Here is a 7,253-nt window from a genome sequence, read left to right as displayed (position 1 = left end):
GGAGCGGGAAAGAACTCCGTAAAATAAAAAAGTTCGTTTTCCCGCCCCCGCACAGTTGATTAGGTCATCTTTGGAGCTTAAAAGCGAACAAAGATGCCAATCAACCACTGCGTCTTTCAGTTATTCCTATCAAATATCAAAGGCTGGACATTTTTGCCCAACCTCATTTTGATCTACATATTAGCGCACTTCTGCATTGACTTTTTCTTCAAGTGATGCTTGGATTTTTACCATGTAGCGAGCGACTTCTTCATCGGTCAAGCTATCTTCTGGATTTTGGAAGGTCAAGCTGTAGGCCATAGACTTCATGCCAAGACCTAGTTTTTCACCTGAGAAGACGTCAAAGAGTTTGATGTCTGTCAAGCGTTTAACGCCAGCAGCTTGAATCGCATCAACCACTTCTTGGTGGGTCACTTCTGCTTTGAGGAGAAGGGCGATATCACGGCTCACGGCTGGGAATTTAGTGATTTCCACAAAGGCTGCAGCTGGTTGAAGAGCTGCTTCAATAGCAGATAAGTTCAATTCTGCCACATAGGTTTCTGGGATATCATAAGCCTTAGCTGTTACAGGGTGGACTTGCCCCAAGACCCCAATTACTTGGTCACCAAGTGAGATTAGGGCTGTCCGACCTGGGTGGAGACTCTTGATTTCAGATGTTGCTGTATAAGTCACATCAAGACCCAAGCGAGCAAAGAGGGCTTCCAAAATTCCCTTAGCATAGAAGAAGTCAACTGGAACAGCTGCAGTTTGGAAGTCTTTTTCAGCGACTAGGCCAGTTAAAGCAAAGGCAAAGCTGTTGATTTCGTTTGGCAATTCTTCTTTTGGATTACCTGTCTGTTCAAAGACTTTTCCGATCTCATAGAGGGCCAAATCTTTGTTCTTACGAGCGACGTTGTAAGCTACGGTATCTAAGATCCCTGAGATCATATTTTGACGGAGGACTGAACGATCCACAGTCATTGGCCACATGAGCTCTGTTAAGTTGCTTGGCGCAGTCGCAAATTCAACTGCTTTTTCAGGAGTTGTCAGGGCGTAAGTGATGATTTCTGTTAAACCAGCACCTTCAGCAATAGTCCGAACTTGGCGACGGAGTTTTTGAGTCGCTGTCAATTCACCTGCTGTCCCGTCATCTTTTGGAAGGGTTGCTGGTAATTTGTCATAACCATAAATCCGAGCAATTTCTTCAAAGAGGTCCGCTTCGATGGTGATGTCCCAACGGCGACGTGGAACGCTAACAGTGAAGCTTTCTGCATTTCCAGAAAGACCAAATCCAAGACGACGGAAGACATCTTCGACATCTGCGTAGGAAAGCTCTGTCCCTAGGACACGGTTAACGTCTGCAAGTGTAGAAGAAACTTCCACATCAGAAGTATCGAGCTGGCCTGCTGAAACGATTCCCTTACGAACAGTGGCACCTGCAAGCTCTGCAATCATGCTCGCTGCCGCATCAAGGGCTTCATTGACAGTTACCACGTTGATGCCTTTTTCAAAACGTGAAGATGATTCAGAACGAAGGTTGAGACGACCACTAGTCTTACGGATCGATTTGCCATTGAAGACAGCTGCTTCAAGAACAACACGACTAGATTTTTCAGAGATCTCTGTAGCCTCTCCACCCATGACACCTGCAAGGGCAACAGGTTTATCCGCAACCGTAATCACTAGGTCACTTGTTTCCAACTCACGCTCTTCCCCATCCAAGGTTACCAATTTTTCACCAGCACGCGCTTCACGCACACGGATATCGTTTCCTTCGAAGGTATCTAAGTCAAAGGCATGCATAGGCTGACCAAAGTAAAGTAGGATATAGTTGGTCACGTCGACCACGTTATTGATGGGACGGATACCTTCGTTCATGAGGAGGTTTTGCAACCATTGTGGACTTGGTGCGATGGTTACATTGTCCAAGATACGAGCTGCATAATAAGGAGCCTTGTCTGTGTCAATGCTGACAGAAAGAGCATCGGCTGCAGCTTGGTCTGTTTCAGTCAACGTAAAGTCTTTGAAATTGACTGCCTTGTCATAGATGGCTGCTACTTCGTGCGCTACCCCACGCATAGAAAGAGCATCTGCACGGTTGGGAGTGATGGAAAGTTCAATAATTTCATCATCCAAGTCGAGGTAAGAGAAGACTTCATCCCCTGGAACAGCATCTTCTGGCAAGATTTGGATGCCATCTGCAAATTCTTTTGGTACAACAGAGTCAGAAATACCCAACTCACCCAAAGAACAGATCATCCCAAGGGATTCCAAGCCACGGATTTTCCCTTTTTTAATCTTGTAGTTGTCAGCGATGCGAGCACCTGGAAGAGCCACCATCACCTTGATGCCTGCACGCACATTTGGTGCTCCACAGACGATTTGACGGGCTTCTTCTTCACCCACATTGACTTGACAGACATGAAGGTGTGTTTCTGGCACATCTTCACAAGACAAGACTTCTCCGACGACAATTTTTGAGAGACCAGCAGCTGGTGATGCCACACCTTCTACTTCGATCCCTGTTGTTGACATTTTTTCAGCCAACTCTTCTGATGGCACATCCACGTCCACCAATTGTTTTAACCATTTATAACTAACTAACATATGTAAGATACCAAGGGCTAAGCAGAAATCTAGATATCTTTCCTAGATTTTCAGTCACCCTCGTTTCGATCCTTTCATTTTGTGTTTTCCAGCTCGAGGCTGGTTTCGGAAGAGGACTCAAGCCTTTCCTTTCTCTAGAATGGAAGCTTCCAATTTTGAGACTTCTTGTCCATTCTAGATCAATTTCTTTCTCAACAACCAGTCAATATCAACCGTATCACCGGTAGGATACTCGTGTTCACTAAATCGTTCAAATCCAAAGCGATAGTAAAAATCTTGTGCCTTAAAGTTGCGTTCCCAGACACCTAGCCAAGCCCACTCAAAGCCAAGGCTCTTGGCTTGATCCAGCGCAAAGCTAAACATTTCCTTGCCAAAACCAGCACCATGAAATTTCTTTTTGACATAGATCCGTTGGATCTCAAAGGACTTATCCATCTCTACTGGCTCGGTTTGCGCTTGACCCCAATTGATCTTGAGAAAACCACAGATTTCTTGATCTTCATTGAGGACAAAATAGGTTTCAGATTCTGGTTCTAACAGATCCTTCTCGATTTGCTCCAAAGAGAGCACTGTAGAGAAGTAATCTTCCAAATCTTTCTCAACAATATAGGGACCAAAGGTATCTCGGTAGGTTTCCACCTCTAGGTCACGTAAGGTCTGTGCCTGGTCGATTTTTACTCTAACTAACATGATTATTTAAATTGTTCTGAAAAACGGATATCCCCTTGATAGAAGCCACGGATATCATTGATTCCGTAACGAAGCATAGCCACGCGCTCTTGACCAAGTCCAAAGGCAAATCCTGAATAAACTGTTGGGTCAATACCACTCATCTCAAGGACGCGTGGGTGAACCATACCGGCTCCCATGATTTCAATCCAACCAGTTTTCTTACATACGTTACATCCAGCTCCACCACATTTGAAGCAAGAAACGTCCACCTCTACCGATGGCTCGGTAAATGGGAAGTAAGAAGGACGAAGACGGATTTGACGTTCTGCACCAAACATCTTTTGCACGATCAATTGAAGCGTTCCTTGAAGGTCTGCCATTGAGATGTTCTTCCCAACGACCAAGCCTTCGATCTGATGGAATTGGTGGCTGTGGGTCGCATCATCTGTATCCCGACGGAAAACACGCCCTGGAGAGATCATCTTCAATGGTCCCTTGCTAAAGTCATGCGCATCCATCGCCCGCGCCTGTACTGGTGAGGTATGGGTCCGAAGCAAGATTTCTTCTGTGATATAGAAGGTATCCTGCATATCCCGCGCTGGGTGATCTTTAGGCAGATTCATGCGTTCAAAGTTGTAGTAGTCTTGCTCCACTTCAAAGCCGTCCACGACTTGGTAGCCCATCCCAATAAAGATATCTTCGATTTCTTCACTGGTTTGGGTCAAGATATGACGGTAACCACTAGCAACCGGACGACCAGGAAGCGTCACATCGATACTTTCGCTAGCTAGTTTCGCTTGGACTTTCTTTTCTTCCAAGAGTTTGGTTGTTTCTTCAAAGGCAGCCGTCAAGACATCGCGGGCTTCATTGACGTGTTTCCCGATAACCGGACGCATCTCAGCAGAGACATCTTTCATCCCTTTGAGGATCTCAGTCAGAGATCCTTTTTTCCCAAGGACAGAGACCCGTAGTTCTTGCAATTCTTTTTCATTTTCAGCAGAAATCTGCTTCAAAGCTGCCAGCGTTTCTTCACGAAGCGCTTTTAATTGTTCTTCAATCGTTGACATATTTCCTCCATCATGGTCCCTCTACAGACATAGAAAAAACCACGCGCCAACACCCACATTCGGAGCGTTGACACGCGGTACCATCCGTTTTTTATCCGTAAACCAGACCTTAATTTCTAAATCCTTTACGCAAGTGAATTCACTCAGCTTTCATGCAAAGAGCTTTCAGTCACGGCTCTTCTCCCTGTCGCACTTCCCTTGAGATACTAGTCTTGCAGATTTCTATTCAATTACTACATAGTTTATCAGATTTTTAGTTAAAAAACAAGTTAGATGAGACTAATTCACTAGAAAAAGTAACTAGATGCAGTGCATTATCTATTTGACTTGTCTATTTCATCTGCTTGCCTTTCCAATAGAAGAGTGGCTGCTTGGTTAAAACCATCACACCAGTTATACCATTTTGCTTCATACTCATCTTGAGGCAAGATACGATGTTTTAAATCCAAAACAGAGGTTATCTTTCTTTCATCGCAAGCTTGCGCATAGAGAGCATACAATTCATCGCCACCATCTCTATCAAACTCAGCAGAAATCATATCCCGACCTGCCAATAAAGCCTGATAAGCCCTGTGATGCCCGTCTGTAATCAAGAAGCGATTTCCAAATGCAAGAACACTAATTGGATCCACATTGATGATTTCTGCCGACTGATCCAGCATCTGGATAGCTTGTAACTTCTTTTCTGATAAATATAGTTGGGTCGGATGAAGATCTGTTATATTGACTTCCATATCTTTCTCCTCTACCATGAGTAACATAGTTGGTCATGTGCACTAGTAGACATTTTTAAAGGTCACGATTTAAAGACCTGCCAAAGCCAAATTCCTCTGCCATTCTTGTGATTCGTTTTCTTTTTATTTAATGACTTGTCCAGCATCTTTCAAGACAGATTCTGGAATAGTAATACCCAATTCATCTGCGACTTTTTTATTGATGACAGATTTTCCTTGGCTAAAGATTTCAACTGGTGTATCCGCAGGTTTTTGGCCTTTCAAGATCTTCGCAGCCATTTTACCAGTTGCTACTCCAAGATCATGTTGGTCGACAACGACTGAACCAAGACCACCAGCTTCTACCATAGCTGTCGCACTTGGGAAGATTGGTTTTTTAGCTGTTTTGTTTGCTTCGACAACTGTTGAGAAGGCTGAAGCGATGGTATTGTCGATTGGAACCCAGATGGCATCGACTTTACCTGACATTACAGACACAGTGGAAGCAATTTCGTTTGTAGAAGGAACAGAATAAGGAACGACCTTGTAGCCTGCTTTTTCAGCCAATTTTGTAAATTCTTCTACTTGAGATTTTGAGTTATCTTCACTGGTTGAGTACAGGATCCCAATAGTTTTCACGTTCGGAGTCAACTCTTTGATCAATTTCAACTGTTGCTCAGTTGGATTGTGGTCAGATACCCCAGTGATATTACCACCTGGTTTTTTCAAATCTTTGACCAAGTTTGCGCCGACTGGATCGGTGATGGCTCCCATAACGATTGGTTTGTCTTTGGTTGCACTAGCCAAACCTTGAGCAGATGGAGTTGCAATCCCAATCAAGACTTGGTTATCCTTGTCTACCAATTGTTTACTCATGGTTGCAACTTTGTTTTGGTCGCCTTCAGCATTAAGGAAATCAATGTCCACTTTGTCCTTGTCATAACCTTCTTCAGCTAAACCATCTTGAATCCCCTTGTAGATCAAATCAAGCGAAGGGTGGCTGACCAACTGCAAGACCCCAACTTTAGCCTTTTCATTGCTGCTTGCTGCCTTGTTGTCTTTGCCTGCTGTAGCTGAATAGATCGCTGTCCCAATGACTGCTGCTGCAATCAAACCAATAATTCCCATTAACCGTTTATTTTTCATTTTTAATACCTCTTCTATTTTTTCATTTTTTTCTTTTTTTCTATCATCTAAAGACTGCGACGCCATCGTTTCTTCATATCTTTTCTCCCTTCTCATCTAAAACAAAAAACACGCCCACACATAGCAAAAGCTATGTGAGGACGTGTCATCGCGGTGCCACCTCACTTATGGGAAAAGGATAGTCTCCCCCATATCTCTGTCTTGTCTAGCAACAAGTTGCACGATAAGGTGTGCCAACCGAATTTTTATTGTTTCAAATTCATCTCATCATTAGTCCAATTTCATAAACTGCCGCTACCCACTCTCAGCAACCGTAGGCTCTCTTGAAACTTTCATTTACTACTTTTCTAATTTCTTACATTTTAAAGTTTTCTTTCAAAAATGTCAATACTTTTTCTGTATTTTTTTGAAAACGTTCGCATTTTCTATTGAACAGCCCCTAGCTTCTTTCTGGGATTTCCTCTCTAATTTTGATATAATTTACTAGAATAAACGCTAGAATGATGAGGAATCCCATGTCTTTTGATGGATTTTTTTTACACCATATGGTGCAAGAATTGAAGGCCGAACTCTTGAGTGGTCGCATTCAAAAAATTAACCAACCCTTCGAGCAAGAATTGGTGCTTCAAATCCGAGGCAATCGAAAAAACCAAAAACTCTTGCTCTCTGCCCATTCTGTCTTCGGACGGATCCAACGGACCCAGACCAACTTTGAAAATCCTGCCTTTCCCAATACCTTTATTATGGTTATGCGCAAATATCTACAAGGCGCTGTCATTGAAGGGATTGAGCAAATGGAGAACGACCGGATTCTTGAAATCCGTGTCTCCAATAAAAACGAAATTGGAGATGCTATTTCTGTCAGCCTCATGATCGAAATCATGGGCAAGCACAGTAATATTATTCTCCTGGACCGCACCAGCAATAAAATCATCGAATCCATCAAACATGTCGGCTTCTCACAAAATAGCTACCGGACCATTCTCCCTGGATCAACCTATGTAGCTCCTCCGAAAACCGACGCGGTTAATCCTTTTACAATTGGAGATGAAGCCCTTTTTGCCCTTCT

General features: G+C 43.5%; 6 protein-coding genes and 1 other annotated feature. Of the genes, 1 reads left to right on the top strand and 5 read right to left on the bottom strand.

What is annotated here, in order from left to right; all coding sequences use genetic code 11:
• Positions 1 to 180 precede the first annotated feature (180 nt).
• The 5 genes from pheT to trpX all read right to left on the bottom strand — a co-directional run bounded on the left by pheT (position 181) and on the right by trpX (position 6,184).
• Complete coding sequence (gene pheT / locus SPADD19_RS02105; protein ID WP_061455074.1) at positions 181 to 2,586, bottom strand: phenylalanine--tRNA ligase subunit beta; 2,406 nt, start codon at positions 2,584 to 2,586, stop codon at positions 181 to 183.
• A 174-nt stretch (positions 2,587 to 2,760) separates the two neighbouring features.
• Positions 2,761 to 3,276 carry a GNAT family N-acetyltransferase gene (locus tag SPADD19_RS02100; RefSeq protein ID WP_061455073.1) on the bottom strand — a complete coding sequence of 172 codons (516 nt, stop codon included), beginning with the start codon at positions 3,274 to 3,276 and terminating at the stop codon, positions 2,761 to 2,763.
• A gap of 2 nt (positions 3,277 to 3,278) precedes the next feature.
• The gene (gene pheS / locus SPADD19_RS02095; RefSeq protein WP_013903845.1) at positions 3,279 to 4,325 is read right to left on the bottom strand and encodes a phenylalanine--tRNA ligase subunit alpha; all 1,047 of its coding nucleotides are present in this window, start codon (positions 4,323 to 4,325) and stop codon (positions 3,279 to 3,281) included.
• A gap of 314 nt (positions 4,326 to 4,639) precedes the next feature.
• Complete coding sequence (locus SPADD19_RS02090; RefSeq protein ID WP_003018950.1) at positions 4,640 to 5,059, bottom strand: hypothetical protein; 420 nt, start codon at positions 5,057 to 5,059, stop codon at positions 4,640 to 4,642.
• A 123-nt stretch (positions 5,060 to 5,182) separates the two neighbouring features.
• A complete protein-coding gene (gene trpX, locus SPADD19_RS02085; RefSeq protein ID WP_061455256.1) occupies positions 5,183 to 6,184 on the bottom strand; it encodes a tryptophan ABC transporter substrate-binding protein in 1,002 nt (333 codons plus the stop codon).
• Between the two features lie 133 nt (positions 6,185 to 6,317).
• Positions 6,318 to 6,549, bottom strand: a binding site (T-box leader).
• Positions 6,550 to 6,699: 150 nt separating this feature from the next.
• On the opposite strand from trpX, the gene SPADD19_RS02080 reads away from it, so the two are divergent.
• A partial coding sequence (locus SPADD19_RS02080; RefSeq protein WP_241496409.1) for an NFACT family protein occupies positions 6,700 to 7,253 on the top strand: 554 nt, incomplete at its 3' end.

It is taken from the genome of Streptococcus parasanguinis (genome assembly GCF_001578955.1).
Classification (GTDB): Bacteria; Bacillota; Bacilli; order Lactobacillales; family Streptococcaceae; genus Streptococcus; species Streptococcus parasanguinis_U.
This window is presented reverse-complemented; position numbering and strand designations above follow the sequence as displayed.